Source organism: Methylobacterium sp. WL116 (genome assembly GCF_008039455.1).
Classification (GTDB): Bacteria; Pseudomonadota; Alphaproteobacteria; order Rhizobiales; family Beijerinckiaceae; genus Methylobacterium.
In genome coordinates this window covers 1-2669 of record NZ_VRUV01000578.1, presented here as the reverse complement: position 1 = coordinate 2669, position 2669 = coordinate 1, and the positions used below count along the sequence as shown (strand labels likewise).

At 75.6% G+C, this 2669-nt stretch carries 1 protein-coding gene; it reads left to right on the top strand.

From position 1 onward, the window contains the following. Nucleotides 1-93: 93 nt before the first annotated feature. Nucleotides 94-2250 (top strand): ATP-dependent DNA helicase RecG, encoded by a 2157-nt coding sequence (gene recG / locus FV223_RS24750; RefSeq protein ID WP_147729444.1) that lies wholly within the window; start codon nt 94-96, stop codon nt 2248-2250. Nucleotides 2251-2669: the final 419 nt, after the last annotated feature.

The window sequence follows — 2669 nt, the reverse complement described above, 5'->3', positions numbered from 1 at the left end:
GCGCGCCAGCGTCGAGCGGCCGCGCGCGACGGGGCGGGATGCACGGGCTATTAGGGCCCGCCGGGCAGGATGGGCCGAACGAGCGGATTGGCGATGCGCGACGAGACGGCCCCTGCGCTCCTGCGCCCCAGCATCCTCGATCCGCTGTTCGCGCCCGCGCGCGGGCTGCCGGGCGTCGGCGCGAAGATGGCGCCCATGATCGAGCGGCTGCTCGGCACGCCCGAGCGGCCGGCCCGCATCGTCGAACTGCTGTTCCACCTGCCGCAGGGCGGCATCGCGCAGAAGCTCGTCGGCTCGGTCGGCGAGGCCCCTGTGGGCGAGCCGGTCACCGTCGGCGTTACCATCTCGCATCACCGGCCGGCCGGGACCGGGCCGGGCAGGCGCCCGCACCGGGTGCTGGTCGAGGACGAGACCGGCGACATCACCCTGGTGTTCTTCGGGATGCCGGCGGCGCGGGTCGAGAAGATGCTGCCGCTGGGCAGCCACCGCTACGTCACCGGCCGCATCGACCTCTGGGACGGCAGCCGCCAGATGGTGCATCCCTCCCGCATCGTCGACGCGGAAGGCCTGGCCGCCCTGCCCTCCGTCGAGCCGGTCTACGGCGCCACGGAAGGCCTGACCTCGCGGGCGATCGGCAAGCTCGCGGTGGCCGCCCTGGAGCGGCTGCCGGTGCTGCCGGAGTGGCAGGACCCGGCCTGGCTGCGGCAGAACCGGCTGCCGCCCTTCGCCGACGCGCTGCGCGCCGAGCACCGGCCCGAGGAGGCGCCCAAGCCCTCGACGCTGGGCCCCAACGGCGTCGCGGTCCCGCCGCCCGCGACGCCGTCGCGAAAACGGCTGGCCTACGACGAGCTTCTGGCCTCGCAGCTGGCTTTGGCGCTGATGCGGGCGCGCAGCCGCCGCAAGCCCGGACGGGTCAACGCCGGCGACGGCCGCCTCTCCGCCCGGATCGAGGCGGGGCTGCCCTTCGCGCTGACCGGCGCGCAGACGCGCGCCGTCGCCGAGATTCGCGGCGATCTGGCCTCCGACAAGCGGATGCTGCGCCTGCTCCAGGGCGATGTCGGGTCGGGCAAGACCGCCGTGGCGCTCCTCGCCATGGCCTCGGCCTGCGAGGCCGGCCGGCAGGCGGCGCTGATGGCCCCAACCGAGATCCTGGCACGCCAGCACTTCGAGCGCCTGAAGCCGCTGGCCGGCGCCCTGCGCCTGCGCCTGATGACCGGCCGGGACCGCGCCGCCGAGCGCCGGGCGACGCTGGCCGACCTCGCCGCCGGCGAGATCGACATCCTGGTCGGCACCCACGCCCTGTTCCAGGACAGCGTGGTGTTCGCCGATCTCGGGCTGGCGGTGGTCGACGAGCAGCACCGGTTCGGCGTCCACCAGCGCCTCGCGCTCGGCGCCAAGGGCGCGGCGGTCGACATTCTCGTCATGACCGCGACCCCGATCCCGCGGACGCTCGCGCTGACCTGCTTCGGCGACATGGACGTCTCGGTCCTCGACGAGAAGCCGGCCGGACGGCAGCCGATCCGGACGATCACCATCCCGACCGAGCGCATCGACGAGGTCGTGGCCGGCCTCCACCGCGCGCTCCAGGGCGGCGAGCGCGTCTACTGGATCTGCCCGCTGGTGGCCGAATCGGAGTTCGTCGACCTCGCCGCGGCGGAGGAGCGCTTCGAGGACCTGAAGCAGCATTTCGGGGCCGAGGTCGGGCTGATCCACGGCAAGATGCCCGGCGCCGACAAGGATGCGGCGATGGCCCGCTTCGCCGCGGGCGAGACCCGGGTCCTGGTCTCGACCACCGTGGTCGAGGTCGGGGTCGACGTGCCGGAGGCGACGATCATGGTGATCGAGCATGCCGAGCGCTTCGGGCTGGCCCAACTCCACCAGCTGCGCGGCCGGGTCGGGCGCGGCGCGAAGGCCTCGTCCTGCCTGCTGCTCTATCGCGGGCCGCTCGGCCAGGTGTCGAAGGCCCGCCTCGAGATGATGCGCGAGAGCGAGGACGGGTTTCGCATCGCCGAGGCCGATCTGCGGCTGCGCGGCGAGGGCGAGGTGCTCGGCACCCGCCAATCCGGCCTCGCGGCCTTCCGGCTCGCCCGCCTGGAGAGCGACGGCGCCCTGCTGGAGGTCGCCCGCGACGACGCACGGCTGATCGTCGAGCGCGATCCGACCCTGCGGACCGAGCGGGGCCAGGCGCTGCGGGTGCTGCTCTACCTGTTCGAGCGCGACGCCGCGATCCGGCTGCTCGGAGCCGGCTAGAGCATCGTCGAGCGAGGTGGATTCCCGCTGGCGTGACGACGATGCGCCCTCGAGACGAGAGCGAGCCGTGTCCGTGATTGACGGATCACGGACCATGCTCTCGCCGGCGCGGGTTGCCGCAGCCTGGGCGACAGGCGCGCGCGATCGCCCTAGATCCGTTTGGGTCGTACCAAGGATTCTCCGCCCGTGCCCCAGCCGCCCCGACAGGACAGGACGTTTGCCGTCGCGGGGGGGGGGGGGGGGGGCCCCCCCCCCCGGGGGGGGGGGGGGGGGGGGGGGGGGGGGGGGGGGGGGGGGGGGGGGGGGGGGGGGGGGGGGGCGGGGGGGGGGGGGGGGGGGGGGGGGGGGGGGGGGGGGGGGGGGGGGGGGGGGGGGGGGGGGGGGGGGGGGGGGGGGGGGGGGGGGGGGGGGGGGGGGGG